Origin of the sequence: Nocardia asteroides (assembly GCF_021183625.1) — a bacterium.
GTDB lineage: Bacteria > Actinomycetota > Actinomycetes > Mycobacteriales > Mycobacteriaceae > Nocardia > Nocardia asteroides_A.
Window position 1 is genome coordinate 910,791 of sequence record NZ_CP089214.1, and the last position, 25,172, is coordinate 935,962.

Consider the following 25,172-nt stretch of genomic DNA (forward strand, 5'->3'; position numbering starts at 1 on the left):
CACACCGCGGTTCAGGTGCAAATGATTGTCGTTCGTAACAACGATGTCTCGATCGGCACCCTCTCCGCAAGTGCAAGAGGCAAACATCCAGCTCAGAGCCGGGTCAGATGCGTCCTCCGGCAACAGGTTCCAGGCTACGGCCGTTCGCGGTGACGCCGACCCGGGCAGCCGCGGCGCGAGCGGGGCTATGCTCGGCACCTCATGATCTCGCTGCTCGGCATCAACCATCTGACGCTCGCCACCACCGAACTCGACCGCCTCGTCGGCTTCTACACCGGGCTACTCGGCGCGCGCGAGGCTTTCGCGCGGGCGGCGACGGCCTCCGCTCCGCGCATCGCCGTCCTCGACGTCGGCGCGGCCGATCATCTGATGATCGTCGAGACCGCCGCCGCCGAGCCGGGCGGCCTCGATCCGCTCGGGAACGCGGGGTGGGGTTTACGGGTGGGGTCCTACGAGCAGTTGTGCGCGGTGCGTGCCCGCATCCTGGAGGCCGGGCAGCCGGTGGGGACGATCGAGACGCTGCCGACGCAGTGGACGATGACCGCCTACGACCCGGACGGGCGGGCCGTGGATATCCGCGCCCACCGGTGAGCACTCAGCCGAGCGTGCCGTCCGCGATCAGCGCGCGCAGCCCGCGGCGGTCGAGTTTGCCGCTGGGGAGGGTGGGGACCCGCTCGCCGGTGGTGCGGATCCAGCGGGTCGGGACCTTGTAGGCGGAGAGTTCGCGCCGGGTGTGCGCGGCGACGGCGTCGACATCGACGGTGTCGGGGACGACGACCGCGCAGACCTGCTCGCCCCGGTCGGGGTCCTCCACGCCGAGCACGAGGCACTGCTGGACGCCGTCGAACCCCTCGACAACGGCCTCGACCTCGCGCGGCGAGACATTGGCCCCGGCCACCTTGATGAGTTCGCTGGTGCGGCCGACGTAGAACAGCCGCGGGTCGCCGGCGAGCCGGTAGACGCGGTCGCCGGTGTGGTACCAGCCGTCCGGGTCGAAGACGTCGTGCCGCTCGCGCCTGTTGTAGCCGGACATGACGCCGATCCCGCGGATGTGCAGTTCGCCGGTGGTCCCGTCGGGAACGGGGCACCCCTCGTCGTCCACGATGCGGATGTCGGTGTGCAGGAAGCTGCCCGCGGTCTCGGAGAGGCTGCGGTGCACCGGGAACTCGTCGGGCACGTTGTACAGGGCGACGTCGAGCGGGCCGTCGAGCAGCAGGGGCGCGGCGCTCAGGTCGCGCTCGGCGAAGGTCGGGTGCTCGCGGAGGCGCCGGGTGAAGGCGGGCCAGCCGACGATGCCCTCGCCGCGCTCGCGCTCGATGAGGTCGAGCGCGGCGCCGGGCTCCGGGCGCGGCATGACCAGCAGGGTGACCCGCTCGTGCAGCGCGCCGGTCGCGGCGAGGACGCCGCCGATCCAGAAGAACGGCATCGAGGAGAAGACGCGGGGCGCGGCCGAGCCGCCGCAGAGCGCGCTGATCGCCGCGGGCCAGCCCGCCGTCTGGCGGACCAGGGTGCCGTGCGTGTGCAGGACGCCCTTCGGGTCGGCGGTGGAGCCGGAGGTGTGGATCATGATGGCGAGATCGGCGGCGGTGACCTCGTTCTCGACGGCGGCGAGGAGCTCCGGGGGCAGCGCCGCGTTCTCGTCGAGAGCCGTGGTGTCCGCCCAGAGCCTAGGGGCGCCGCCGGGCAGCGCGATAGCGGCAGCCGAGGACTCGGTGGCGGCGCCGGGCAGCGCGATGCGGCGCAGGTACGGTGCGGTGGGCAGGGACAGCAGGGTGGTGGTGGCCGAGGCGAGCCCGGGCAGGGCGGCCTCGAGGCGTTCGGCGGTGGGGGTGCCGAGGATGTCCGGCGGGGCGACGAGGACGCCGATGTCGGCGAGCCGGATCACCTTGCCGAGCTCGGCCGGCGGGTAGAGCGTGCTCAGCGGGACCGCGAGGGCGCCGATCCGGGAGACGGCCAGCCACCAGACGATCCAGTCGACGTCGTTCGGGAACAGCAGCCCGACCCTGGTGCCCTTGCCGACGCCGTCGCGCAGCAGCCGCCGCGCGGCGAGCGCGGAGCGGCGCTCGGCCTCGGCGTAGGTCAGCCGGGCGGTGGGTGAGGCGAGGTAGGTGTGCTCGCCGTGCTCCGCGGCGGCGCGGGCGAGCAGCCGACCGATCGAGAGGTCGGTTTCCGAAAGCGACATATCAGGTTCTCCGTTCGACACGGCCAGTCTGGCACGCGGCGCCCGGGCCGGGTCAGTCCTTGAAGTAGACGAGCTGGTGGCTGGTGGCCAGCACGACCCCGTCCGGGCTCCAGACCGTCGCGCTCTGGTCGAAGAACCCGGCGCCGAAGTGCTGGGCGCGGGCGGTGCCGAGCACCGGGCGATCGGCTACGGCAGCGAGCACCCCGGCATCGGCGTGGAAGTACACGGTCAGCGAGACGGTCCCCGCGGGCACGAGCCGGCCGGTGCGGACCATCGCGCGCGGAATGAACACGTCGCAGAGCGCGGTCAGAGCCGGGCGGTCCAGCGGGCGGGGCGGGGTGTCGCGCACCCAGACGGTGGTGACCGAGTCCGGCCGCGGCCCCGCCTCGGCGGCGAGCAGACCCGCGCCCTCGACGAAGTGCTGCTCGTATTTGCCCATCCAGACCGGGAACTCGGGCGGCAGGAACGGCGCCGCCTCCGCGAACGGCGGAACCTGCGGGGGCGCGATCTCGGAGTCGGTCCAGGTGGGGCGGCGGAGCGCGGTCACCGCCGTCGCGGTGGTGGTGACGGCGTCGTCCTGGACGAGCTCGAGGGTCCAGTGCTGGGTGCTGCGGTTGGTCCGCGCCGGGTGGGTGCGCACGGTGAACGGGCCGTCGGCGATCGGGCCGGCGAAGTTGACGGTGAGGGAGACCGGCTCGCCCAGGCGGCGCGGATCGTCGAGCACCGCGCGCAGCAGCGTCGCCGCGGTGATGCCGCCGAACGGGCCGACCATGTTGCTGTACTCGGGCGCGGTGTGGCCGCGGAACTCGCCCTCGGCCACCGGGTCGAGTGCGGTGGCGGCGTCGAACGGGTGGCGCGGTTCCACGGGGACTCCTCGGGGTGCGGTTGGCGTTCGCTCACCGTAGCCGTCCGATTGCCGACGGTGGACAGCACGTTCGTGGAAGCGGGCGGCCGGTGCCGTCGCCGACGATGGGGCCATGCGAAGGACGAGGGAACGGTTGGCCGCGGTGTTGTTCGTCGCGGCCGGGGTGGTGACCGCCGCGCCCGCGGTGGGCGCCGGGTCGGCCGAATGGATCGGCGCGGCTTATGGTTTGCAGCCGCTGGACGATGATCTCGCGCTGCTGCTGCGGCATCGCGCGGTGTTGTTCGGGGTGCTGGGGGCGGGGCTGATCGTGGCGGCGGTGCGGCCGCGGTGGCGTCCGGCGGCGGTGCCCGCCGGCGCGGTCGCGCCGGCCTGCTTTCCGCTGCCGGCCGTGGCGGGCGGGCCGGTGAACGCCGCGCTGACGCGGGTCGCGGCGGTGGATGTGGCGGCGGTCCTCGCGCTCGGCGCGGGGGTGGCGCCGGCTCCGCGCACGGGCCCGATCAACTCCTCGGCACGCTAGGGCTCGCCCGCCCGGCGGGCGGCGACGAACAGCTCGACACAGACCTCGACGAGGTCGGCGGGGTCGTCCCGGCACCCGTCCAGCAACCAGTCGACCAGCAGGTGGTTGACCCCGCCGACCAGCGCCGTCGCGGTCAGCCGCCGCCCGCGCGCACCGTCGCCGCCCCAGGTGGCGAGGACGGTGTCGACGAAATCGCGGAGCACCAGGTGCCGCCGCCGCTCCATCTCCGGGGAGACCCCGACCACCTCGATGAGCACCACCTTCGCGCGGCGCGGATCCCCGGTCAGGTACCGGATGAAGGCGGCCAGCCCGGCCGCCGAGCGGGCGTCGAGATCGGGGCTCGCCTGTTCCAGCGCGGCGACCGTCGCCGCGCGCATCCCCTCGGCCAGGGTGTCGTAGAGCGCGGCGAGGCACGCCTCCCGGCCGGCGAACGACTCGTAGAAGTAGCGCTCGGTGATGCCTGCCCCGCGGCAGATCTGCTTGATCGACGCGGCGGCGTAGCCGGTGCTGCCGAACTGTTCGAGGGCGGAGTCGAGGATGGCCGCGCGGCGCCTGCGCACGCGCTCCTCCGGCGCGACGCCGGAGTACCTGCGGCGGGACGGCTTCGGGGTGGTCGGTCCCGAGCGGGTCATGGGGCCTTTCCTCCCTGCCGATGAAGTGCAATACTAGCCGGGCAAATTCTGACAATCGTGATTGTCCAAGTTGATCGCCGCTCTCGAATGGAGCCGGGGGGGAAGCAGCACGCCATGACGGAGACAGCGCTGGCCGGGCGGATCGTCGCGGTCACCGGCGGCGCCGGTGGCATCGGGCGGGAGATCGCGGGCCGGCTCGCCGCGGCCGGTGCGCGGGTGGCGATCGGTGACGGCGACGCCCCCGCCGCCGCGGCGGCCGCGCGAGCGCTGCCGGGACAGGTGCGCGGCTTCGCCCTCGCGGTGACCGACAGCGGGTCGTTCCGGCGGTTCCTCGGCGCGGTCGGGGAGCTGTGGGGCCCACTCGACGTGCTGGTCACCGACGCCGGGCTCGCGGCATCCGGGAACCGGCCGGACGGCGCGCGGACGATCGCGGTGAACCTGCCCGGGGTGATCGTCGGGGTGCGGCTCGTAGCGCCGGGCATGCGCGCCAGGGGCAGCGGCCACATCGTCGCCGTCGCGGCCGCCACCCGCGCGGGCGAATCCCTCTGCGCCACGACCGGACACGGCCTCCTCGGTTACCTGCGCGGCGTGCGCGAGCAGCTACGCGGCAGCGGCGTCGAGGTGTCGGCGCTCATGCCCGGCGGCGGCTCCCCGCTCGGGGGCACCGTCGACGCCGGTGACGTCGCCGCCGCCGTAGTGGACATCGTGACCGCGCGCTTCCGGACCGGCTCCCCCGCCGGTCCCGAGCTGCTCGCGCGGGCACTGCGCGAGCCCCCCGGCACTCCCCCGATCGACGTGCCCCGTCGACCATTTTTCCGACCGACAGGATCACCATGACCGGCACCGGCCGCCCCGCACGTCGTTCCGTCGCGGCCGGGCTGACGATCTGGGCCTCGCGGATCTTCGTCCGGCCGACGCTGTGGCTGCTCCCGCTGAGCTCCCTGATCGGCGTGCTCGGCTACCGCGGCACGCAGGTCGTCGCATGCCGGATGTGGTTCGCCCGCATGCTCCCGCACACCGTGGTCGACACCGCGTGGCCCGGTGGCAGGATCGTCGGTGAGTGGGTCGGCGGGGAAGCGGAGCCCGGCAGCCGCACGATCTACTACATCCACGGCAGCGGCTACATCAGCTGCAGCCCGGCGACGCACCGCGGCCTGGTCTCCGAACTGGCGCGCAGGCTGAACAGACCGGTCTTCGCGGTGCGCTACCGGCGCGCGCCGCGGTACCGCTTCCCGGCCGCCCACGACGACGTACTCCACGGATACCTGTGGCTGCTCGCGCGCGGGCACCGGGGCGGCGACATCGTCGTGGCAGGCGACTCGGCCGGTGGCCACCTGGCCCTCGGGCTGTGCGGGCAGCTCCGCGCGCTCGGGCTGGGACAGCCGGCCGCCGTGATCGGCTTCTCCAGCCTCGTCGACCCGACCTGGCAGCTGGCCGAGGCCAACGGCAGCCAGGTGTGGGACCAGTTCATCTCGGCGCGGACCGGGCGCCGCATCACCCACACCTACCTGGCCGGAGCCGATCTCGACGATCCGCGCCTCGACGTGCTCGGCACGGTCGGCGCCGACCTCCCGCCGATGCTGCTGCAGGCCGGTGCGAGCGAGGCCCTCGGCTCGGACTCCGCGCACTACGCCGCGGCGCTGAACGCCGCGGGCGGGCGCTGCGAGCTCGAGCTGTGGCCGGGGATGTTCCACGTGTTCCAGATGGGCTACCCGCGGCTGCCGGAGGCGCGACGCGCCCTGGACAGTGTCGAGCGGTTCGTCGCGCGGGTGGACAGCTCTTCCCAACCCCGCGATCACGCCGGGTGACTGGCTCTCCCACGCCGGCGGCATCCCGGTCCGCTCACGTCGGCGCAACGGCTCGAGCGTTCCTGATCGAACCGCGCTGTTCGGCCGCGTTCAATTGCTGGCCGGTCACCGACCGGATCTCTTTTTCCCCAGGTTGACGAGCCGGAATCCCTATGTAAATCTGTTGTTGCTCTTGATATTTCATTCGAGGCATCGAAGCCCGGGTGACGTTGCCGGAACCGACTCCATCTGTACCGCTCGATGTAGTTTTCCCGCGAGAAATCTCACCGATTTCTCCGCGCGACCACTACCGCTTATTGCCCTCGCGGATGCACGTGCATCTACAAGGCCATGAGCAATCGCCGCGACTTTCGCCAACCAGAGGCATGGAGGCCCTAGTGAGCATTCCCGAACTGTCCTCGCCGGAATCGGACATCGCGGACAATGTCGTCGAACAGCCGAACTCGGCCGGTGCAGCGCTCTACCTCATCTGCTCGCTGGACCGGGCCGAGGATATGAGACCGGAGAATCTGTCCCGGCTTCGCCGCGCGAGCGCGGCGCTGATCCGCGGCGATCTCCCCGCGACCCGGGATCTCGCCGATGCCGTGCTCGCGGACCCGCGGCTCTCCGAGGCGGCTCGCGACCAGGTGGCCGCGCTGCGACTGAGCGTAGGCGCCGTGCTCGACGAGCCGCTCGCGTACCGCACCGCCGTGTCGCTCGTGCAGCGGGCCGCCGGTGCGCACACCGCCGCCCGATCGGTCGCGCTGTGCACGGTGGCCGCTCGCAAATGGCGGTCGGGAGATCTGAACGGCGGATTGTGGTATAGCCAGCTGGCAGCGAATCTGGCCGAATCCACGACCCAGGTGTGGCGTTCCTACACCCGGCTTCTGCTCGCCCGGAAACTGGCCGATATCCGGGTCACCGACCGCGCCACGGATCTGCTGGCCGACATTCAATCCACATACGAAAGCTACGGAATGCACGCTTTCACATCGATACCGATGACCCTGCGGGCGACATTGGAGCTACAGCGAAACAATACGGATCGAGCATTGCGGATGGCGACCGCGGCCGTCGGCGTACCGCAACACCGGACGACGACCGTCGCGGTACCGCGCGCATTGTCGATATCGGCCGCCGCATATCTGCGATTCGGTGACATCGAGATGGCATCGACCTGTCTGGATATTCTGCGCGGCCAGCCCGAACCGTACCTGCTCGCCGATTCGCTGGCGCGCGCGGCGCTCATCGAGATCGTCCTGATCCGGCTGCGCGCCGGCGCGGCGGCGGCCGTCTCCCTGGCCAGGTCGCACTGGGCTGTGCTGACCACCGATGTCACCTGCTTCATCGAGGATCCCACCGTCCCGGCCTGGTTGGTGTCCACCATGATGCGGGGCGGCGGGACCGATCTGGCCGCCCGCATCGTGACGCTCACCGAGCGATTGGCCGCCGCCAACCCCGGCATCGCCGCGCTGGACCACGCGGCCAGACATGCCGGAGGAATGTTCACCGAGGACGCGACGCTGCTTCGGTCGCTCACCGACGTGACCACCGATCCCTACCTGCGGCAGCGGCTCGACGCCGATATCGCGGCGCTGGAGAGCCGGCCGATCGGCTGGCCGGCACCGAGCCGCGCGGTGCGCACCGCCCGGCCGGGCCCCGCCGCCGGGCAGCCACCCCGGCAAGCGCCCGCCGATGAACAGCCCGTTCATCGGCCGGACGGGCTCGCCGAACTCACCGATCGCGAACAGGACATCGCCGGGCTGGTGGGGCAGGGGATGACGAACCGCCAAGCGGCGCTCCGGATCGGCGTATCGGAGCACACCGTCAATTTTCACCTGCGCAAGATCTTCCGGAAGCTCGATCTCTCCTCGCGCGCCGAACTCGCCCGGTTCATCGCGGAGGCCCACCGGCAGTAGGGCCCGCCGACCGGACCGGGGTGCCACCGCCCCGGTCGGCCGGGGCGTGGGTCCGCCCCTCGGCGGACCGCGTCGACGCCGCCGGAATGGTCAGCAGCGCGAGCCCGGCGGCAACCAGCAACCACACCGGGGACCCAGCTCCCCCGGACAGCGCAGCCAGCAGGTACGGGGCGGTGAATCCGAGGTAGATCAGGGCGTAGAAGACGGCGATCAGGCCGGCCAGCTCATCCGGAGCCGCCAGTCGTTCGACCGCGAGCAGCCCCGCGACGAGCAGGAAGCCGTACGCGGAGCCCAGTGTCACCGCGGTGGGCACGACCAGGAGGAGCTGCAGCCCCGAGCCGGGCATCCCGGCGATGAGCGCGGCGGATCCGAATCCGAGCACGGTCAGCAGCAGCCCGAGTACCGGCAATCGATAGCCCCCGGCGCCGAGACGCCGCGCGAAGGGCTGCACCACCACTCCGGTGAGCAGCGTCAACCCGGCGACGGCACCGCTGAACACCACCCCCCACCCCGGCACCCGACCGGACACGAGCTTCGCCACCGTCACGAAGCTCACGGTCGCCGCCCCGAAAACCCATGGCGCCCAGGGAGCTACGCCGATCAGGAAGGCCCGGGTCCGCACCGGCGCAGGCAGCGGGTTCCACCGTCGGGTACCGGGAACCGCGGCTGGCGCGCCTTCCGGGCAACCGCGGACGAGGACCAGCGCCACCGCCATCAGCACCAGGTGCGGACCGTAGGCGAGCACCATCGGCAGCGGCGCCCACTGCGCGATGGCGCCCGAGACCAGCGGCCCGGCCCCGAAACCGCCGGACAGCGCGATCGCCGCCCGGCGCGCGCCCGCCCCGGCCGGGGCGGCGGCCGACAGTTCCTTCACCCACGCGCCCCCCGCGACGAAGGCCGCACCGGAGGCGACGCCCGCCAGCAGCCGTCCCAGCGCGAGCAGCCCGATCTGCCCGGGATCGACCATCAGGACGATGGTGGCGACGATCGAGACGGCCAGGGTCCAGAGCAGCACCGGCCGCCGCCCCGGCCCGCCTGCCAGCCAGCCGGTCAGGAACAGGGCGGGGATCAGGCCCGCCGCGTAGATCCCGAACAGCGCCGCGAAGGTCGCGTCGGATATTCCGGTCTCGTTCTCGTAGACCAGGGCCAGCGGCGTGAACTGATTCGCTCCCCAGCCCACACAGAACATGGCGAACGCCGGGCGAAACCAGTCGGGAACAGGGGGAACCATTCTCATCTCCGATCGTCGAGCCTAGGTGGGGACCTGCCGTGCCGCTTCGCTGTCGAGCCGCCGCAGCCATTCCCGGAAGCTGTGTTCGAATGCCTCCGGGCGATCGATGTGGGGGTTGTGGCCGGAGCCGTCCAGTATCACGCTCTCCATCCGGGTGTAGATCTGCAGCAGGTTCTGCTGATCGGCCCACCCCACCACCATGTCCTGGCGTCCGGTCACCAGCAGGGCGGGTACGGGCACGGTTCCGCGCTCCGGCGGAACCGCGGCGGCCGGAACGAACGCCGCACGCAGGCGTTCGCCGAATTCCCGGTCGTAGGACTTGAGCCCGGGCAGCACACACCGCTCGAACCGCAGCCAGTTCGCCCAGCTGTGATCAACCGCGTTGGCGACGAAGAGTGCCCGGTCGATGGGGTCGAGCCGGTCGCGCAGCTCTTTGTTCCGGCGCGGCGCGATCCGTGGTGGCAGCCGCGCCACCGGCGGGTCGGCGACAACGGGGCTGATGAACGCGGCACCGAGGAGCCGGTCGCCGAACAGCCCCGCGAGGCGGCGCGCGATCTGCGCGCCGAAGGAATTCCCGACCACCGCGAACGGGGATTCGATATTGCGCGAGACGAATTCCACCACGTGCTCGATGATCGCGTCGGCGGTCGGTTCGATTCCGTTGGCCGGGCTGGCGCCGAACCCGGGCAGATCGAGATATATCCGCTGCCACGTGCCGCTGCCCGCCAGGATCTCCTCGCACGGGGTGAAGGTGCGATGGTCCACCGCGTAGCCGTGCAGGAAGAGCATGGCGGCACCGGCGCCCTCGATCCGAACGTGCATACCCATCGTGTCCACTTCGAATTCTCCTGTCCGTGACACCCGACGGCGTCATGCCTTCCGATCGAGCACGGCGTGTTCGCGGGTGGCCCGGCTCGGCGGGGTGGATTCCGGCCCGCCACCGCGGCCGAACACCGAGAGCAGCGGCGCCGTCATCGCCGTTGTCACCACCGCGGCGATGACCATCATCGAATACATGTGCTGGTCGATGAGTCCGAGCGAGACACCGGCCACCAGGATGACCAGCTCGGTGAGGCCCCGTGCGTTCATCAGGCTTGCCAGCATCCCGGCTTCCCTCGCGCTCATCCGGCAGAACCGGGCTCCGAGGTAGGTCGGCACGAATTTCCCCGTGATGGCGACCGCGACGATCGCCAGGAGATCGACGAGGTTCGCCCCGCCCATCGCATCGAATTCGAGCCTCCAGGCCGCCGTCACGAAGAAGATGGGCATGAAGAGCCTGATCAGTACGGCGGTGCGCTCGAGCAGCAGCGCACGGTGCTCCCCGGGAAAGATCAGGCCGACGGCGAACGCACCGAAAATGAGGTGCAACCCCATCCACTCGGTAGCCGCGCTGCTGAGCAGCGCCGCCAGGATGCCGATCCACACCACCGTGTTCGACCGATCGGCCGCCGTCCCGACGCGCCGAAGCACCGCGCGCACCAGCCAGAGCGCCGCGCACAGCGGGATCAGCAGCGCCAGGCGCCACTGCCCCGAATCGGCGCCGACCGCCCCGGCCAGCACGCAGAGCACCGACCACGCGAGCACATCGTTCGTCGCGGCGGACGCCAGCGCGACCTGCCCGACCCTGGTGCCCGCCATGCCGCGGTCGTCGAGAATCCGGGCCAGCACCGGGAACGCGGTCACCGCGAGCGCGGCGCCGACGAAGAGCGCGAAGCTCAGCGGCCGATCCGCACCGTGCCCGCGCAGCAGCGTCACCGCGAGCACGACGCCGAGCAGGAAGGGCGTCACATAGGCGACCGCGGAGACGACGGTCACCAGCCTCCGATTGCCGGCGAACTCGCGCCGATCCAGCTCCATCCCCACCTGGAGCATGAAGACCGCGATCCCGATGCTGGCGAACGCCTCCAGGGGCCGGTGGACCTCCACCGGGAACACCGCCGCCGAGATCCCGGTACCGAGGACCGCGGGCCCGAGTGCGATACCGGCCACGATTTCGCCGATGACCGCCGGCTGACCGCACAGCCGCGCTACCCGCCCGAATATCCAGGCGACGACGGCTATCAGGACCAGATCGGCCAGCAGCACGACAATTGGCTCATTCGCCACGACCCGACTCCGATCGGTCGTCGGCCGGTGCGGCGAGCGGCCGCACCGGCCACCGGTTCATACTTCGTACTCGACGCCGACACCGTCGAACCGCAGCCGGTCCTGGATGGCGACCCGCTGCCCGTTCCTGTCGTACCCGGTCAGCAGCCCGGCCTCGATCAGCCGGATGACGATCTGCGAGCTGACGTCCTGTTTCCCGCTGTCCCCGAGCCGGCGAACCAGCTCCCGGTAGCCGAAGTTCTCCTTGGACAGGTCGGCGAAGATCTGCCGGTGTGCCTCGTCCACGGCGTACTTGACCATGTCCTGGCCGGTCTCGTTGGCCAGCACCCGCTTCGGCTCGAGCCGGAAGTCGATGGGGTCCACCTTGTAGTGGTCGGCGAGCAGGACCTGGTCGCCGTTCCACTCGAACCGAGCGATCCGGTGCAGCTGTTTGGTCAGCTCGCTGATCCAGCGCACCCGCGCGCTGTTCAGCTCGCTGTCGGAGAACTCGTCGCTGAGCTCCATCCGCTGATGGCGGCCGATCGCGATCATCGTCGACGCCCGGTCCCTGAAGTCGCTGATCGCCCAGTCGGTGCTGTCCTGATCCTTCTGCACCAGCTTCTCGAACCACTCCCGCCGATCCAGGCGCTCGTCGGCGGACTCGGCGATCCGGCGCCGCCGCCAGAACTCCGACTCGGGCTCGGTGAACGAGGCGAAGGTGTAGAAGGAGGCGAGGAATTCGTGGTACTGCTCGTAGGTGTCCTGGTAGGTGCGGTTGTACCACCGATGCACCACGTCGAGCTCGTCCTCGTGCCGGACGATCCGGTCGATCGCCGCCGCGGCCGACACCGCCGACTGCGTGGCGAGGTGCACGCCCTGGGAGAAGAGGGGGTCGGTGAAGCAGGCGGAATCACCGCACAGGAAGAAGCGGCCCGCGGAGAACAGTTCCGAGTCGTAGGACCAGTCGTGCACGATCCGGACCTCCTCGATGGGTGCGGCGTCCCCGAGAATCTCCATGGCGCGGCCACACCGGGCGAGCGTCTGCCGGTAGAACTGTTCGCCGCCGGCCTTGCGCATCTCCCCGACCTTCGATCGGTCGACGACGAGCCCGACGCTGTAGATATCGCCCTTCAGGGGGATCATCCAGACCCAGCCGTCCTCGAAGGTGATCGAGTAGGTGGTGCCCTTCAGGTCGCCGGCGAACGGGTCCTTCCGCTCGAAGTACGACCAGATGGCGAAGTTCTTGTAGAACTCGTCGAACCGGCGCACGTCGAGCTGGCGGGCGAGCGGGCCGCCGGAGCCGCCCGCGTCGATCACGAAGTCACCGGAGACCGTCTCGGACTCCGCACCGGCCCGCACCGTCACGGATACCCGGCCGGGATCGGCGATGTCGACCGACTCGACCAGCGTGCTCTCCCGGACCGCGACGCCGCGGTTGCGGCATTCGTCCATCAGGAGCTTGTCGAACTCTTCGCGCTTGACCTGGATCGCGTGGTCGAAAACCCACGGCGCGGTCTTGGGTGTGGCGAAGGAGAACGTCCACGGCGCCTGGTCCTGCCCCCAGAGAAAAGTCGCGGACGGCTTCTTGACGAAGTCCGCGCCGTCCAGCAGCTCCTGCAGCCCCAGCCGATTCAGGATCGAAAGCGTCCCCGGGAGGAAGGATTCACCGACCCGGTACCGGGGGAACTCGGACTTCTCGAATATTTCGACATCGTGCCCGAGCCCGTTGAGGGCCAGCGCCGCGACACATCCCGCGGGACCCGCGCCGATGACGAGAACCTTCGCTCGCTTCATTTCATCTCCTTCAACGACTTCACCGATTTGATCCGGGGCGGCGAGAAGTAGGAATAATCGCTTTCGAGATCCTCGAAAACTGCCAGCCCTGCCTGAAAAATGCAGCTGTCACCGACGGTCACCCCGGGGGCGACGGTGCAACTGATTCCGAAAAAATTGCGATCACCGATCGTGACGCTGTTCCCACAGTTGAAATCGGGCGCGAGAAAGTTGTTCGACCCCACCCGCGAATGATGCCCGATCGTGCAGTGGTAGTTGATGACGTTGAAACTCCCGACGACCGCCCCGGCGCCGAGATAGCACCACGGACCGATGATGTTGCCCGTCCCGCGGATGGCGGCTCGATCGACGATCGAACGGGGGTGCACGATATCGGCGGCACGAAGACCGTGCCCGTGGACGTACTCCTCGATGAGCATCCACCGGTGCCCCACATCGGCTACCGCGATCACGATCTGCGCCCCCGCTGGGGGAACGTACCCCGCCGCCTCGACCCGCGCCGTGGGCGGTAGGGAAACATTCTCGTCATCGTCACCGGCACGGACGTAGGCGACCACATTGAATTCCGGACGATTCTCGTTCACATCGTCGACGTACCGGGTGACTTCTTCCGCGAACTTCCCGGCGCCGATCAGTACCAGATCTATCAGCTGATGTTCCTCTTCTTCTTGAAGCGCTCGGATATCGCGACCTCCGAGACGATGTTCACCTTGGAAGGCACCTTGAACGCGTCGACCTTGCCGTCCAGGAACTCGATCACGTGTCTGCGCAATTCCGCTCTGGACACCTCCGTACTCGGCTTGACATCGACACACACCGCTTGGCCGGTGATGCTGTTCGCCCGTCCGTAGACAACGCAGTCCTCGATCAGCGGGCTCGCCAGCAACAGCGACTCCAGTTCGAGCGGCAGCACCTTCTCGCCGCCGACATTGATCACCTCCTTCGCCCGGCCGATGATCCGCAGGTAGCCGTCACCCGCCTCCTCCACGAGATCCCCGGTTCGGAACCAGTTGTCCTCGGTGAGCGAACTGTCCGGGTTGTTGAGGTACCCGAGAAACTGCGTCCGGCTCTTCAGCTGCAATTCCCCGTCGACTATCCGGTACTGCACGTCAGGGCCGGTGATCCGGAAGAAGGTACTGTTCGACGACTCGCTCGCCGTTCCGGAGATGCCGGTCTCGCTGGTGCCGAACGTCTGCAGTAATTTCACCCGGGGAAACGCGTCGTTCAAACGGGTGAGCAGCTCGTCCGGCATCGGTTCGGTGCCGTAGGTGATCAGCCGCAGCGAACCGAGGTCGTACCGTCGATGGAAATCGCCGATCAGGATGAGATTGAGAAACGTGGGGCTGGTCGGCAGCACTCGTACGCCGTATTCCTGGATCAGCGCACAGATCGCGTCGGGTGTCCGTTCGGCGGGCACGACGGCGGGGCTGCCGCCGAGCACGGCCCCCAGCACCGTGTTGATACCGCCGATGTGGTCGAACAGCAGGAAGACCAGGATGCTCGGCACCTTCGTACCCAGGCGCGCACGGGCGCCGAGGTGCTCGTCGACGAGGCGGTCGAGATCGTGCAGGATCGCCTTGGGCTTACCGGTGCTGCCACTGCTGAGCAGGATCAGCCCCGCGGCTCCCGCCTCGATCAGCGCCTCGTACATGGCAGGCCGCCGGCCGCGCCGCTCCGCGGAGAACCGCTCGATCTCGATGTCCCCGGCGACCCGGAGCCGATGGTCGGGGCGGCAGTGCTCGGCGATGGTGGCCATCGCGGCCGCTGTCGGATGCACGATGGGCACCACGACGTTCTTGTTCGCGGAGAGCGCGAGCAGCGCCGCGATCGAGGTGAACGAGAAATCCGCGTTCAGGACCACGACGTCGTGCCGCGCGACGCCATGCGCGTCCAGCGCGGCGCCGATCTTCTCGATCTCCTCCAGCAGATCGAGATAGGAGTATCGGCGACCGCGTTCGACGACCGCGGTGCGCTCGCCGAGCAGCCGGAGCCTCTCGGTCAGTCGGCTCTCCATCAGTTCACTCCGCCCAGAAATAGTGTCTCGCCGGTGACGAACGACGACTGCGGCGTGATCAGGAATTCGACCGGGCCGTAGATGTCGTCCACACTGCACATCCGGTTGATGGCCTGCCGGCGGATCAGCTCGTCTATTTTTTCCTTCGGAACGGTGCGGGTCAGGACCGTGCGGACAGGGGGGAGCCCGAGCCCGTTCACCCTGATCCCGTACTCCGCGAGTTCCTTGCTCATCACCCGGGTCAACTGCTGGATCGCACTCTTACTCGCGGAATAGACCAGCTGACCGTCGAGTGCCCACGGCACCGCCGCCGTGGAGATGTTCACGATGGACGGGGCGGGCTCGGTGCTGCGCTGGAGCAGTTTCGTCGCTTCCCGGCAACAATTCAGCACAGCGAAGAAGTTGACGTCGAATATGTTTCTCGCAACAATCTCCGGCGTCATCATGAAGTGATTCATGTTCGAGATCCCGGCATTGTTGATGAGCCCGTCCAGGCTTCCGTACTCGCGCCGCATCGCCGAGAACATCCGCCGGACCTGAGCCGCCTCCGTCAAATCCACCTCGTAGTGGCGGTAGTTCTCGTGCTCGATCGCCGACGGCTTCCTGCTGCATCCGGCGACCTGATGGCCGCGCGCGAGCAGATGGTTCGCGACCGCCCGCCCGACGCCGGTCCTGGTTCCGGTGATGAAGATGAACATCGGTATTCGCCCACGCCTACACGGATTCCGGAAGCGCGGACTGCTCCCGTATTTCTTCCTCCATGAAACCGACCAGAGCGGCCACGCTGGAGAACGGGCTGACGCGCCGGGAGACAGCCTTCTCCGACGTCAGCGATATCTCCGTGGAGAGCTCGTCCTCCACATATTCCTCCAGCAATGTCAGGAAGCTGACCAGATGCATCGAGTCGAACAGCCCGGTCTCGCCGTACAGGCCGATATCCATGATCGAATCGAGCGGAATCTTCTCGCTGCGCGCTTCGTTTATTTCTTCGAACGTCTTTCGGACTAGTTCGACGAGCCGGTCCTTCATGATTTTCCTCCCGACCTCTCATCTTGTTGCCCGATAATTCAACCGGACTGCCGAGAACGATATACGCCCACCGCGACGACCGAGAAGCCACACATTCCGGTAGCTACTCGTTCGGGTAGCGCGGACGGCAGCGGATAATATTCATGAAGACGAGGTCGACCACGCTGCTTCCATCGTGTTTCAGCAGCTCCGCGCGAGTACTCACGAGCCCCCGGTCGGGTTTACTGCGCGATCGCCGGGATTCGCTCACCGTGGCGCGCAGCCGTACCGAGTCACCCGGGCGCAGCGGATTGGCCCAGCGCAGTTCGTCTATTCCGGGAGAGGCGAGGCTCGCCACCCGCGACAGGTAGTGGTCCGCGTAGATTCGCATCAATATGCTGCCGGAATGCCACCCGCTCGCGATCAGGCCGCCGAAGGGGCCTGCGGCGGCGGATCCGGCATCGACATGAAACGGCTGCGGATCGAACTCCGCCGCGAAATCGAGGATTTCCCTTTCGGTAACCGTCCGATAGCCGTACTCGAAGGTGGCGCCTGGAACATAGTCCTCGAACCACCGGTCGGTAATCGGTGTGGAGAAGTCGGTATCGAGCAGGGAACGGACAGCGGACTCGGTGTCGGTCATGATCGACATGGTCCCACCGAGATACTTCAGCCCCCGGTGAACAATTCACCGCATATCCTTGCGAGGGTGTATGCCGACTATGATCTGGCGACGACCGGGCGGGTGATCTCGGACCCGGCGCGGGCCGCGATGCTGCTGCGGATGATGGACGGACAGGCGCACACCGCGTCCGATCTGGCCCGGTGTGCCGGGGTGTCGGCGTCCGCCGCGAGCGCCCACCTGCGCCGGCTCGTGGATTCCCGGCTGGTGACGGTCACGGTGGCCGGGCGGCGGCGGCTGCACACCCTGTCCTCGGCCGAGGTGGCGAGCGCGATCGAAGCGCTGGCACTGGTGTCGCCGCTGCTGCCGGTGGAGAGCCTGCGCCAGGCCGGAACCGGCAGCCGCCTGCAGATCGCGCGGGCCTGCTACAGCCACCTGGGCGGGCGACTGGCCGTCGCGATCACGACGGAACTCGTCGGCGCGGGGGTGGTGCGGGCGGTCGCGTGCGGAGAGCAGAGCGCGATCGGCTCGCTCGAGCATCCGCTGCTGCGCGCGCTGCACATCACCGCGCTGCCGCGCGGCTCGGCCCCGGCGGCCCGCGGCTGCCAGGACTGGACCGAGCGCACTCCGCACCTCGCCGGTCGGCTCGGCTCCGCGCTGATGGTGGCCATGCTGGAGCACGGCTGGCTCAGCCGCCGCCCCCGCGACCGCGCCCTGACCATCACCGAGCGCGGCACCGATCAGCTCGGCGGCATCGGCGTCTGGCCCGGCCGGACCGCCGCCTCCTGATGCCGGCCCGGGCTACGTCCCGGTCCACTCCGGTGCCCGCTTCTCGGCGAACGCCTTCGCGCCCTCGGCCGCGTCCTTGGTGCCGAAGACCGGGCCGATGAGCTCCATCTGCTTCTGCCACCGATCGGCCGCGGTCCATTCGGCGGACTCGACCATGACCCGCTTGGTCACCGCCACGGCGATCGGGCCGTTCGCGGTGATCCGCTCGGCCAGCGCGAGCGCGCCGGCCAGCGCCCCGCCGGGCTCGGTGAGCGCGTTGACGAAGCCGAAGCCCGCACCCTCCTCGGCGGTGAACGAGTCGCCGGTGAGCGCGAGTTCGAGCGCCTTCTGGTACGGGATGCGGTGCTGCAGCCGCAGCAACCCGCCGCTGCCGGCGACGAGCCCGCGCTTGACCTCGGGAATCCCGAAGGTCGCCGTCCGGGAGGCGACGATCAGGTCGGTGGCGAGGACCAGCTCGGTGCCGCCGGCCAGCGCGAACCCCTCGACCGCGGCGATGAGTGGCTTGACCGGCGGTTTCTCGGTGAAGCCGAGGCCGCGGCCGGGGATGTAGGGGAACTCCCCCGCCGCGAACGCCTTCAGGTCCATGCCCGCGCTGAAATTGCCGCCGCTGCCGGTGAGGACGGCGACCGAGAGCTCGGGGCTGTCGTCCAGCTCGTCCATCGCCTCGGCCAGCCCCTTGGCCACCGCGAGGTTGATGGCATTGCGCGCGCCGGGGCGGTTGATGGTGATCAGCAGCGCGCGGCCACGCCGCTCGGTCAGCAGTTCGTCGGACACGTCTACCTCCACTGGCTTCGGATACCGTCGGACTGCGTCACCCGGCTCATATTGTTGACCTTACAGTATTCATTCCAGTCGAAGCGCGGCCTTGGGGCACTGCGCCACCGCCTCCTCGATCGCGGCGCGATCGTCGGCGGGTACCTCGGCCGCGCGGAGGTGCAGGACATCGTCGTCGTCGAGGTCGAAGACCCCGGGGGCCAGCCCGACGCAGATGCCGTTGGCCTCGCACTGATCGGGATCGAGCACGATCTTCATCGGGTTCCTTCCGCCGGGATGGCGTTCTGCAGGCCACCGACCTCGGTGATCTGCCAGCCGGAGTTCCGGTCCATGGTGAGCGAGTAGGTGACGGTGGTGGCCGCGCCGTCCGGGTTCTGCACGCTGGTGGAGTTCACGGTCAGGTAGGCGTTGACCTTGTAGATGCCGCCGGATTCGGAGATGACGTCCGCCGAGAGCGGGGTGGCGGTCGAGTTCCACTGCAGCGGGAGCAGGATCTGCTTCAGCTGCGGTGCGGTGGCGTCGAACTTGGCCGAGAGCGCGGGAGCCGTGCCGGTCTTCAACCGGGTGAACCACGCGTCGACGTCGCGGTAGTCGATGGTGGAGGCGCCGAGCGCGTAGTCGGCGGCGACCTGCTCGGCGTGCTGTTCGTCGGCGGCGCGGGCCTCGCTGTCGGCGATGGTGCCGCGCGCCCCCGCGTAGAGGATCGCCAGCGTCACCGTCGCCACCAGCAGGGCGGTCAGCGCGAGCGCGGTGAGCGCGGTGGAGAGCCGGATCGACACCGTGCGCGCGGGCGCGGGTGCCTTCTCCTCGGTTTCCGTGCTCATGGGGTCCGTCCTTTCCGGGGCTATCGGAGGCCGATGCGGAAGTGCAGGGTGCCGTCGGGGTCGACGCCGTTGAGCGCCTGGTCGAGCAGGGCGCCGATATCGAGCGCGGGGGCGCCGCGCACCGCGTCGGCGACGACCGGTTGCAGCATGGGGCCGAGCGGGGCCAGGCTCGGGCCGATCCGGGCGAGCAGCGCCTCGACCTCGACCAGGAACGGGAGCACGCCGTCGCCGGTGAAGTACTCGGCGGGCGGGCGCGCCTGCACCAGCTCGGAGCCGTTCTCCACGATGGCGCTCAGCGTCACGCCGAACTCGCCGAAGAGCGGCCCGGCCGCGGCGAGCGACGGCCCCATCCAGTCGATGTCGCCGCCGAGCGCCTGCAGGTCGGCGAAGAGCTGCCGCAGCTGCGCGGAGCGGCCGAGCAGCGTCGCCGCCAGCAGCGTCGTCGAGCGCTGCAGGGTCTGCACGGCGGCGTCGGTGCCGTCGAGCGCCTGGTCGAAGGTGCCGACGAGACTCGCCATGGTCTCCGGCCGGATCTGGTTCAGCAGCTCGACCATGCGGGTGGAGAGCGCGGTGATGGTGGTCGGCAGCTGCACCCGGTCGGCCGGAACCTGCTGCCCGTCGGCGAGATACGGCCCGGTGTCGGAGTCGGGGGCGAAGCCGACGTAGGGCTCGCCGAGCGCGGAGAGCTGTTCGATGCGCACCTCGCCCGCCACCGGGATGCGGTAGCGGTCGTCGATGGCGAGCCGGACCAGCACCCCGGACGGCTCCGTGCGCACCTCCTCGGTGCGCCCGACCTGGATGCCGTGCAGCAGCACCGGCGCGCCGGGGCCGAGCCCGCCGGAGTTCTCCAGGTGCAGGGTGACCCGGATGTGGTCGCGCCGCGGGTCCAGGTGCAGCACGCCGATACCCATGTAGGCGACGCCGAAGACCAGCACCGCGGCGATGGCGCCGAGCGAGGTGATGCCGCGGACGTTCACCGGACCGCTCCGATCATGCGCAGGGTGTCGACGATGCGGCCGGTCTGCTCCTCCGGGGACATTCCGGAGGAGCCGACCGTCACCTTGGTCAGGTCCAGCTTCGGGCCGTGTTCGGTGTACGGGATCACCTTGGTCTGGAGAAGGTCGGTGAGCTTCTTCAGGTTCGAGGGCGCGGTGGTGTCGAGCGGGGCGGCGCCGAAGAGCACCGGAACCACCGCGCGCACCGTGTCCTCCAGCGCGGCGAGCAGCGGGCCCAGCCAGGCGGTGCTCGGGCCGACCGGGCCGAGCGAGGTGAGCACGAAGATCACCCCGATCTGGGCGTTCATGGCGTCGGTGGTCTGCTGCACGCCGTAGGGGGTGAGCAGCTCGGAGATGACGGGGGCGTTGTCCAGCACGCCCTGCTGGACAACGGCCTCGAGTCCGTGCAGCACGCCGTCGAGCGCCTCCGCGTTCACCGCGAGGTCGGTGAGGTCGGCGCCGACGGTCTCGGCGAGCCGGGCGGTGTCGCGCGGGTCGGCGGGGAGCACCCCGTTCATGGTGCGCACCAGGCCCTGGAGGTCGGTGACGGCGCCGCTGCCGATGAAGACCGAGAGCGCGGCCAGGATGTCCTCGATCAGCGGGGGCTGGGTGGTGTCGGCGAGCGGGATGGTGCCGCCGGGTTCCAGCCTGCCCGCGGCGGGCGCGGCGGGTTCGGTGAGCGCGATGTGCACGTCGCCGAGCGGGGTCTCCTGGCGCAGCTCCGCCCTGGTGCCGAGCGGCAACCGCACGGCGTCGCGGACCTCGATGTCGGCGATCACGAAACCCGGCCGCGCGCTTCCGGTTCCGGCGTCGACCACGGTGACGCCGGTGAGTTCGCCGACCCGAACGCCGTCGGCGATCACCTTGGCGCCGGTCGGCAGGTTGAGCACATTGCCGAACTCGATGCGCAGCGGGTAGGTGGGGCCGTCCACACCGGCGCCGGGCACCGGCAGCTCGGCGGGGCGGAAGGAGCAGCCGGCCAGTACCAGCACGGTGCCCACCGCGAGCAGCAGCCGCTTCATCGGGCGCTCACCGCCCCGAGCAGCAGCGCCGGGATCGGCACCCGGATCGCCCCCGAGGCCGCGACCGGGCAGGGCTGCCCGAGCGCGAGCAGCCCCGCGCAGATCTGCGCGGTCTCCGCCGCCGGGAGGGCGAGCGCCGTTGGCGCGTAGCCGATCTCGGTGCGGCCGGTGACCGGGTCGGCCGCACTCGCGAAGCCGGTGGCGATGGCCGGCGTCCGCTCGAGCAGCCCGGCCAGTGAGCCGACCCCGGCGGCGAGCAGCGCGGGCAGGTCCGGGATCTGGTTCAGACTGCGCACGGCGGGGGTGACGAAGAGCCGGACGACGTCGTTGAGCTGCGGCAGCACCGAGGCCAGGTCGTCGACGAGCTGGATGATGGGCGGGAAGGCGATGGTCACGATGTCGGTGAAGGTCGGCGGCAGCTCGGTGACCACGTTCTCGACCGTGGCCCAGCCGTTGCGGGCCCGGTGCACCAGGGCGGTGAGCGCGTCGATGAGCGCTCCGATGTGGTCGATGGCGGCCTGCGGGGAGTTCAGTGCGCGGGCCAGCTCGCCGAGCAGGGTGTTGAGCTCGGCGCCGGTGCCCGCGGTGGCGGCGTCGAGGCCGTCCAGCCCGGCGCCGAGCGCGCCGCGCTGCGCGGGGTCGTCGACACCGTTGAGCTGGTCGGCGAGGCCGGCGAGCGCGTCGAAGGTGCGCGAAAGGCTCTGCGGGGTGAGCGCCCTGCTGATGCAGGCGGCCGGGTTACGGCCGGGCCCATCGGGTTCGGGGCCGACGAGCTCGAGCTTGCGGTCGGCGAGCACGGTGTCGTTGACGGTGACCGCGCCGACGTCCGCCGGCAGTTTGCGGTCCGCGCGCACGGTGAAGCGCACCCGGGCGGCGTTGCCGAGCGGTTCGATCCCGGTGACCTCGCCGACCCGGACGCCGTAGACGGTGACGGCGCTGCCCTCGTAGAGCCCGATGCTGTCCGGCATGTCGGCGCAGTAGCCGCGGGTCTCCGGGGCCGGGCGCAGCAGCGCGAACCCGGCGACGGCGACCAGAACCAGGGTGAGCAGCACCGCGACCGACATGAAGCCGCGGGAGCCGAGGACGCGGGTCAGCATCCCGCTCCCCGCACCGGCACGCAGACGCCCGAGTGGTCGAGCGCGACCCCGCCGCCGGGCGGCAGCAGCGGGCGCAGCCGGTCGCTCAGCGCGTGCAGCGCGTCGAGCAGCTCGCCCATCCGGCCGCCGAGCTGGTCAAGCTTCGGCATCGCCTCGGTGAGCGAGCGGGCCTGCGCGGCCCAGGTCTCGTCCCACATCCGCCCCAGCGGGGACAGGCCGTGCAGGACCGCGGTGAGGTCGTTCAGCGCCTGCGCGATCTCGGTCTTGTAGGTGGTGACGATGGATTCCAGCGTGCCCAGGTTGTTCACCAGCTGCACCAGCACATCGGAGCTCCCGTTCAGGGCGGTCAGGTATTCGTCGGCGACGGTGAGGGCACGGGAGATGTCGGCGTTCTGCTGATCCATGATCCCGACCAGGTCGCCGACGGCGCGGACGGCGGAGCGCACCGCCTCCGGGCTGCCGTCGATCGACCCGGCCAGCGTCGCCAGGTTCTGTCGCAGCAGCCCGCCGTCGACCGCACGGACCGGGGCGATGGCGGCCTCGAAGACCGCGGTCAGGTTGTAGGGCAGCAGGACTCGCTCGCGCGGGATCACCCGGTCGCCGAGCGGCTCGCTGCCCGCCGGCTCCAGCGCGAGGTAGTAGCCGCCGACCACGGTGAGCATCCGGACCCCGAGCGCGGTGCCGTCGCCGACGAAGACCTCGTCGTCCACGGTGAAGGTCATCCGCACCCGGTCCGGCAGCAGGGTCAGCGAGCGCACCTCGCCGACCGGGATGCCTGCCAGCCGCACGTCGTCGCCCTCCCGGATCGAGCCGGCCTGCGCGATGTCGGCGCTGTAGGTGCGGGTGGCGTCGGTGCCGCGGACGTAGACCACGCCGACCCCGGTGACCAGCAGCGCCGAGAGACAGAGCCCGGTGATGCCCCAGCGCAGGTCGGTGCCGTGTTCGTCGGGTTTCCGCTGCGGATCGCGGCCGCGTTTCAGGAACGGCACAGCAGCACCCCCTGCCCGGCGATCAGCACCTGCAGCGGTGCGGGCGCGGTGGCCGCGCCCTGTGAGCAGGACTCCGGGCCCGCGGCGGGCACGGCGGCGGCCATGGCCTGGATCAGCCCCGGCAGCCGGTCGAAGACCTCGGTGGCGGTCGCCGGGTCCGGGAAGGCCCGGCGCAGTGCGGCATCCAGGTCGCGGCCGGGTTCGCCGGTGATGCCGAGGACCGTGAGGATGTCGCGGATGGGCTGGATGACCGGCGGGATCGCCAGCGAGAAGTCGACCAGCCCCGGCAGTTTCTGGCCGATGGCGGTGAAGAGGTTGGTCAGGTTGGTGAGCAGCTGGACGGCGTTGCCGGAGCGGCCGCCGAGCGTATCGGCCATCCGGGAGAGGTTGCCGACCAGGATGGAGAGCACCGCCTGGCGGTCGGTGGCGTAGCGGCTGAGCCGGTCGATGGCGTCCAGCGCGGGGCCGAGGCCGGAGCCGTTGCCCTGCAGCACCGCGAGCAGGCTCTCGGTGAACCGGTTCAGCTCGCCGGGCGAGAGCTGGGCCAGCACCGGCTGCAATCCGTTGAACAGCGTGGTGATGTCGAAGGCGGGCACGGTCTGCGCGGTGGTGAACTCGGTGCCCGGGTCCCGTTCGGCGGTGGGGCGCTCCGGCTGCACGATCTCCAGGTACCGGAAGCCGGTCAGGTTCTGGTAGCGGATGGCGACGGTGGAGCCGGTGAAGACCGGGTGCGCGCGCTGCACGGTGAACCCGGCCCTGGCCAGCGTGCCGTCCAGCTCCAGCCGCTCGACCTTGCCGACCTGCACGCCGTAGATCCGCACGTCGTCGCCGACGCGCAGGCCGTTGGCGTCGGTGAAGAGCGCGGTGAAGGTGGCCGTCTCGCCCTCGACCGGCCGCTCCACCAGCTGGAACACCCCCACCAGGGCGAGCACCATCACCGCGACGGCGGCGGCGACGCGCAGCAGCAGCGCCCGCGTGCTCATCAGCGGCCCGCCACGAGCGCCGCCAGCGGCCCGGCCAGCCCGGGGACCACGGCCAGCTCGACCTCGACGGTCAGCACCGGCCCGTCCGGGCCCGCCCGGAAGGCGCGGGCCAGCCGGTCGAGCAGTTCGGTGAGCCGGGCGCCGGTGGCGTCCGGGTCGCCGACGGTCCGCGGGATCTGGTTCAGCACGGTGGTGGCGATCGGGAGCAGCCCCTCGAAGTGCGGGCGGGCGGTGGTGAAGGTCTGGGTGACCACCGGGAGCAGCTGGTGGTCGATGCCGCCGAACATCTCCTCGAACCGCGCGAGGTTCTCCGGGGTGCGGAAGTACTCGTTGCTGTAGGCGGCGTTCAGCACGTCGAGCCCGCCGGTGAGCATCGGCGGCAGCCCGGCCAGCGCGGAGCCGTACCGCGCGAGCAGGAGCGACGGCGGGAGCTCGCGGGTCTCCACGTAGGCGCGGACGGTGGCGCCGATGGCCTGCAGCAGCGGGGTGAAGGCGCCGACGTCGCGGGAGAGCGTGCCGATGAGCCGCGCCAGCTCCGGGGTGAGGACCGAGTCGGTCAGCATGCCGGTCGATTTCAGCAGCGCGGCGAGGGTGGCGTCGCGCACCCGGCTCGACTCCGGCCCGGTCAGGTCGACGGTGGCGCCGTCGGTGAGCGCGGAGCCGCCCGGGTTCGACCGCAGTTGCAGTGCGGTGATCCCGAAGAGGTTGTCCGGGGCGTACTCCAGGCTCACCGCATCGGTGAGGCCGAAGAGCCGGGAGCCGGAGAGCGCCAGCTCGACGGTCTTGCGGCCGGGTCCGGCGGTGTCGATGGCCAGCACCGAGCCGATCCGCACGCCGTCCAGCCGGACGTCGGTGCCCGGCTCGACGCCCGCGCCGACCGCGCCGGTCACCAGCCCCACCCGGATCTCGTCGGCGGCCCGGCTCTCCGGGACCAGCCGCCAGCCGAGCAGCAGCACGACGGCGAGCGCGACGGTGCCGAGCCCGATGGCGCGGGCGCGGCGGGGTCCGACCTCGGTGCCGGACAACGTATAAGCAGGCATCAC

27 protein-coding genes are annotated in these 25,172 nt (G+C 70.4%); 6 read left to right on the plus strand and 21 right to left on the minus strand.

The window, feature by feature from the left end; translation table 11 throughout:
* Window positions 1-201 precede the first annotated feature (201 nt).
* Entirely contained in the window at window positions 202-591 is a 390-nt protein-coding gene (locus LTT61_RS04535; RefSeq protein WP_233018668.1) for a VOC family protein, read from the plus strand.
* A 4-nt stretch (window positions 592-595) separates the two neighbouring features.
* Here the strand turns inward: LTT61_RS04535 and LTT61_RS04540 are convergent, their stop codons facing one another.
* A complete protein-coding gene (locus LTT61_RS04540) occupies window positions 596-2,182 on the minus strand; it encodes a class I adenylate-forming enzyme family protein (protein WP_233018669.1) in 1,587 nt (528 codons plus the stop codon).
* Window positions 2,183-2,234: 52 nt separating this feature from the next.
* Window positions 2,235-3,047: an acyl-CoA thioesterase gene (locus LTT61_RS04545; RefSeq protein WP_233018670.1), complete on the minus strand. Its 813-nt coding sequence runs from the start codon at window positions 3,045-3,047 to the stop codon at window positions 2,235-2,237.
* Window positions 3,048-3,159: 112 nt separating this feature from the next.
* On the opposite strand from LTT61_RS04545, the gene LTT61_RS04550 reads away from it, so the two are divergent.
* Window positions 3,160-3,564, plus strand: coding sequence for a hypothetical protein (locus LTT61_RS04550; protein ID WP_233018671.1), 405 nt, complete (start codon window positions 3,160-3,162; stop codon window positions 3,562-3,564).
* Here LTT61_RS04550 and LTT61_RS04555 read toward each other — a convergent pair.
* On the minus strand, window positions 3,561-4,196 hold the full coding sequence (locus tag LTT61_RS04555) for a TetR/AcrR family transcriptional regulator (protein ID WP_233018672.1): 636 nt from the start codon (window positions 4,194-4,196) through the stop codon (window positions 3,561-3,563). The genes LTT61_RS04550 and LTT61_RS04555 overlap by 4 nt on opposite strands.
* Window positions 4,197-4,310: 114 nt before the next feature.
* Here LTT61_RS04555 and LTT61_RS04560 point away from each other — a divergent pair, with 114 nt between their 5' ends.
* From LTT61_RS04560 to LTT61_RS04570, 3 genes are all read left to right on the plus strand, one after another.
* Window positions 4,311-5,033, plus strand: a complete 723-nt coding sequence (locus LTT61_RS04560) for an SDR family NAD(P)-dependent oxidoreductase (protein ID WP_233018673.1) — start codon at window positions 4,311-4,313, stop codon at window positions 5,031-5,033.
* On the plus strand, window positions 5,030-6,004 hold the full coding sequence (locus LTT61_RS04565; RefSeq protein WP_233018674.1) for an alpha/beta hydrolase fold domain-containing protein: 975 nt from the start codon (window positions 5,030-5,032) through the stop codon (window positions 6,002-6,004). Before LTT61_RS04560 ends, LTT61_RS04565 begins: the two co-directional genes overlap by 4 nt.
* Before the next feature lie 377 nt (window positions 6,005-6,381).
* Complete coding sequence (locus tag LTT61_RS04570) at window positions 6,382-7,902, plus strand: helix-turn-helix transcriptional regulator (protein WP_233018675.1); 1,521 nt, start codon at window positions 6,382-6,384, stop codon at window positions 7,900-7,902.
* Here the strand turns inward: LTT61_RS04570 and LTT61_RS04575 are convergent.
* From LTT61_RS04575 to LTT61_RS04615, 9 genes are all read right to left on the minus strand, one after another.
* On the minus strand, window positions 7,877-9,139 hold the full coding sequence (locus tag LTT61_RS04575; protein WP_233018676.1) for an MFS transporter: 1,263 nt from the start codon (window positions 9,137-9,139) through the stop codon (window positions 7,877-7,879). The two genes, LTT61_RS04570 and LTT61_RS04575, sit on opposite strands and share 26 nt — an antisense overlap.
* A gap of 15 nt (window positions 9,140-9,154) precedes the next feature.
* Window positions 9,155-9,961 (minus strand): alpha/beta fold hydrolase, encoded by an 807-nt coding sequence (locus tag LTT61_RS04580; RefSeq protein WP_233018677.1) that lies wholly within the window; start codon window positions 9,959-9,961, stop codon window positions 9,155-9,157.
* A 42-nt stretch (window positions 9,962-10,003) separates the two neighbouring features.
* Window positions 10,004-11,239, minus strand: a complete 1,236-nt coding sequence (locus LTT61_RS04585) for a cation:proton antiporter (RefSeq protein WP_233018678.1) — start codon at window positions 11,237-11,239, stop codon at window positions 10,004-10,006.
* 57 nt (window positions 11,240-11,296) lie between these two features.
* On the minus strand, window positions 11,297-13,012 hold the full coding sequence (cmlS, locus tag LTT61_RS04590) for a chloramphenicol-biosynthetic FADH2-dependent halogenase CmlS (RefSeq protein WP_233018679.1): 1,716 nt from the start codon (window positions 13,010-13,012) through the stop codon (window positions 11,297-11,299).
* Window positions 13,009-13,596 carry a DapH/DapD/GlmU-related protein gene (locus LTT61_RS04595; RefSeq protein WP_233018680.1) on the minus strand — a complete coding sequence of 196 codons (588 nt, stop codon included), beginning with the start codon at window positions 13,594-13,596 and terminating at the stop codon, window positions 13,009-13,011. The genes cmlS and LTT61_RS04595 overlap by 4 nt, the downstream gene beginning before the upstream one ends.
* A 62-nt stretch (window positions 13,597-13,658) precedes the next feature.
* Window positions 13,659-15,125 carry a class I adenylate-forming enzyme family protein gene (locus LTT61_RS04600; protein ID WP_233018681.1) on the minus strand — a complete coding sequence of 489 codons (1,467 nt, stop codon included), beginning with the start codon at window positions 15,123-15,125 and terminating at the stop codon, window positions 13,659-13,661.
* Complete coding sequence (locus tag LTT61_RS04605) at window positions 15,026-15,724, minus strand: SDR family NAD(P)-dependent oxidoreductase (RefSeq protein WP_233018682.1); 699 nt, start codon at window positions 15,722-15,724, stop codon at window positions 15,026-15,028. Before LTT61_RS04605 ends, LTT61_RS04600 begins: the two co-directional genes overlap by 100 nt.
* A gap of 16 nt (window positions 15,725-15,740) precedes the next feature.
* Entirely contained in the window at window positions 15,741-16,055 is a 315-nt protein-coding gene (locus LTT61_RS04610; protein ID WP_233018683.1) for a hypothetical protein, read from the minus strand.
* 103 nt (window positions 16,056-16,158) lie between these two features.
* Window positions 16,159-16,677, minus strand: a complete 519-nt coding sequence (locus LTT61_RS04615; RefSeq protein WP_233018684.1) for a MaoC family dehydratase — start codon at window positions 16,675-16,677, stop codon at window positions 16,159-16,161.
* Window positions 16,678-16,743: 66 nt separating this feature from the next.
* On the opposite strand from LTT61_RS04615, the gene LTT61_RS04620 reads away from it, so the two are divergent.
* Window positions 16,744-17,445, plus strand: a complete 702-nt coding sequence (locus LTT61_RS04620) for an ArsR/SmtB family transcription factor (RefSeq protein WP_233018685.1) — start codon at window positions 16,744-16,746, stop codon at window positions 17,443-17,445.
* A gap of 12 nt (window positions 17,446-17,457) precedes the next feature.
* On the opposite strand, the gene LTT61_RS04625 is transcribed toward LTT61_RS04620, so the two are convergent.
* The 9 genes from LTT61_RS04625 to LTT61_RS04665 all read right to left on the minus strand — a co-directional run bounded on the left by LTT61_RS04625 (window position 17,458) and on the right by LTT61_RS04665 (window position 25,169).
* Window positions 17,458-18,219, minus strand: a complete 762-nt coding sequence (locus LTT61_RS04625) for a crotonase/enoyl-CoA hydratase family protein (protein WP_233018686.1) — start codon at window positions 18,217-18,219, stop codon at window positions 17,458-17,460.
* A gap of 69 nt (window positions 18,220-18,288) precedes the next feature.
* A complete protein-coding gene (locus LTT61_RS04630; RefSeq protein WP_233018687.1) occupies window positions 18,289-18,477 on the minus strand; it encodes a ferredoxin in 189 nt (62 codons plus the stop codon).
* On the minus strand, window positions 18,474-19,043 hold the full coding sequence (locus LTT61_RS04635; RefSeq protein ID WP_233018688.1) for a hypothetical protein: 570 nt from the start codon (window positions 19,041-19,043) through the stop codon (window positions 18,474-18,476). Before LTT61_RS04635 ends, LTT61_RS04630 begins: the two co-directional genes overlap by 4 nt.
* 20 nt (window positions 19,044-19,063) lie before the next feature.
* Window positions 19,064-20,020 carry an MlaD family protein gene (locus tag LTT61_RS04640; RefSeq protein WP_233018689.1) on the minus strand — a complete coding sequence of 319 codons (957 nt, stop codon included), beginning with the start codon at window positions 20,018-20,020 and terminating at the stop codon, window positions 19,064-19,066.
* A complete protein-coding gene (locus tag LTT61_RS04645; RefSeq protein WP_233018690.1) occupies window positions 20,017-21,060 on the minus strand; it encodes an MlaD family protein in 1,044 nt (347 codons plus the stop codon). Before LTT61_RS04645 ends, LTT61_RS04640 begins: the two co-directional genes overlap by 4 nt.
* Complete coding sequence (locus LTT61_RS04650; protein ID WP_233018691.1) at window positions 21,057-22,157, minus strand: MlaD family protein; 1,101 nt, start codon at window positions 22,155-22,157, stop codon at window positions 21,057-21,059. The genes LTT61_RS04645 and LTT61_RS04650 overlap by 4 nt, the downstream gene beginning before the upstream one ends.
* Window positions 22,151-23,146, minus strand: a complete 996-nt coding sequence (locus LTT61_RS04655) for an MlaD family protein (protein ID WP_233018692.1) — start codon at window positions 23,144-23,146, stop codon at window positions 22,151-22,153. Before LTT61_RS04655 ends, LTT61_RS04650 begins: the two co-directional genes overlap by 7 nt.
* On the minus strand, window positions 23,134-24,129 hold the full coding sequence (locus LTT61_RS04660) for an MlaD family protein (protein ID WP_233018693.1): 996 nt from the start codon (window positions 24,127-24,129) through the stop codon (window positions 23,134-23,136). The genes LTT61_RS04655 and LTT61_RS04660 overlap by 13 nt, the downstream gene beginning before the upstream one ends.
* On the minus strand, window positions 24,129-25,169 hold the full coding sequence (locus LTT61_RS04665) for a hypothetical protein (protein ID WP_233018694.1): 1,041 nt from the start codon (window positions 25,167-25,169) through the stop codon (window positions 24,129-24,131). Before LTT61_RS04665 ends, LTT61_RS04660 begins: the two co-directional genes overlap by 1 nt.
* Window positions 25,170-25,172: the final 3 nt, after the last annotated feature.

Excerpts from the sequence above, each read along its gene's own strand:
- LTT61_RS04575 (WP_233018676.1), bottom strand. The coding sequence starts at position 9,139 with ATGAGAATGGTTCCCCCTGTTCCCGACTGGTTTCGCCCGGCGTTCGCC.
- LTT61_RS04540 (WP_233018669.1), bottom strand. The coding sequence starts at position 2,182 with ATGTCGCTTTCGGAAACCGACCTCTCGATCGGTCGGCTGCTCGCCCGC.
- LTT61_RS04535 (WP_233018668.1), top strand. The coding sequence starts at position 202 with ATGATCTCGCTGCTCGGCATCAACCATCTGACGCTCGCCACCACCGAA.
- LTT61_RS04580 (WP_233018677.1), bottom strand. The coding sequence starts at position 9,961 with ATGGGTATGCACGTTCGGATCGAGGGCGCCGGTGCCGCCATGCTCTTC.
- LTT61_RS04660 (WP_233018693.1), bottom strand. The coding sequence starts at position 24,129 with ATGAGCACGCGGGCGCTGCTGCTGCGCGTCGCCGCCGCCGTCGCGGTG.
- LTT61_RS04610 (WP_233018683.1), bottom strand. The coding sequence starts at position 16,055 with ATGAAGGACCGGCTCGTCGAACTAGTCCGAAAGACGTTCGAAGAAATA.
- LTT61_RS04650 (WP_233018691.1), bottom strand. The coding sequence starts at position 22,157 with ATGCTGACCCGCGTCCTCGGCTCCCGCGGCTTCATGTCGGTCGCGGTG.
- LTT61_RS04635 (WP_233018688.1), bottom strand. The coding sequence starts at position 19,043 with ATGAGCACGGAAACCGAGGAGAAGGCACCCGCGCCCGCGCGCACGGTG.
- LTT61_RS04565 (WP_233018674.1), top strand. The coding sequence starts at position 5,030 with ATGACCGGCACCGGCCGCCCCGCACGTCGTTCCGTCGCGGCCGGGCTG.
- LTT61_RS04605 (WP_233018682.1), bottom strand. The coding sequence starts at position 15,724 with ATGTTCATCTTCATCACCGGAACCAGGACCGGCGTCGGGCGGGCGGTC.
- LTT61_RS04630 (WP_233018687.1), bottom strand. The coding sequence starts at position 18,477 with ATGAAGATCGTGCTCGATCCCGATCAGTGCGAGGCCAACGGCATCTGC.
- LTT61_RS04645 (WP_233018690.1), bottom strand. The coding sequence starts at position 21,060 with ATGAAGCGGCTGCTGCTCGCGGTGGGCACCGTGCTGGTACTGGCCGGC.
- cmlS (WP_233018679.1), bottom strand. The coding sequence starts at position 13,012 with ATGAAGCGAGCGAAGGTTCTCGTCATCGGCGCGGGTCCCGCGGGATGT.
- LTT61_RS04555 (WP_233018672.1), bottom strand. The coding sequence starts at position 4,196 with ATGACCCGCTCGGGACCGACCACCCCGAAGCCGTCCCGCCGCAGGTAC.
- LTT61_RS04560 (WP_233018673.1), top strand. The coding sequence starts at position 4,311 with ATGACGGAGACAGCGCTGGCCGGGCGGATCGTCGCGGTCACCGGCGGC.
- LTT61_RS04550 (WP_233018671.1), top strand. The coding sequence starts at position 3,160 with ATGCGAAGGACGAGGGAACGGTTGGCCGCGGTGTTGTTCGTCGCGGCC.
- LTT61_RS04615 (WP_233018684.1), bottom strand. The coding sequence starts at position 16,677 with ATGACCGACACCGAGTCCGCTGTCCGTTCCCTGCTCGATACCGACTTC.
- LTT61_RS04665 (WP_233018694.1), bottom strand. The coding sequence starts at position 25,169 with ATGCCTGCTTATACGTTGTCCGGCACCGAGGTCGGACCCCGCCGCGCC.